Source organism: Methylobacterium nigriterrae, assembly GCF_037106235.1.
Classification (GTDB): domain Bacteria; phylum Pseudomonadota; class Alphaproteobacteria; order Rhizobiales; family Beijerinckiaceae; genus Methylobacterium; species Methylobacterium nigriterrae.
The window spans coordinates 1-310 of the sequence record NZ_JBAWTG010000676.1; the positions used below are offsets into that span (position 1 = coordinate 1).

At 69.7% G+C, this 310-nt stretch carries 1 protein-coding gene; it reads left to right on the forward strand.

The annotated features are described in order from the left end of the window. Window positions 1-10 precede the first annotated feature (10 nt). Window positions 11-310: helix-turn-helix domain-containing protein (locus tag WDW90_RS38690; RefSeq protein WP_336492944.1), on the forward strand; the 300-nt coding region annotated here is incomplete at its 3' end.

Below are 310 nucleotides of genomic sequence, written 5' to 3' on the forward strand. Positions count from 1 at the left end.
GAGCTTGCCCATGCCGTCACCTTTGTCTGTTGACCTGCGCGAGCGTGTCGTGGCCGCCGTGGCAGCAGGTGCCTCCTGCCATCGCGCCGCAGCCCGCTTTGGGGTCAGCGTGTCGAGCGCCAGCCGCTGGTCGGAGCGCTTCCGGCACGAGGGGCAGGTCGCCCCCAAGCCGATAGGCGGCGATCACACCTCGAAGCGGATCGAGGCGCATGCCGCGCTGATCCTGCCGACCTCCCAGCAGGAGCCGCGTCTCTTTCTGCGCGAGCTGCGCGACCGGCTGGCTGAGCAAGGCATGCAGACCAGCACGAGC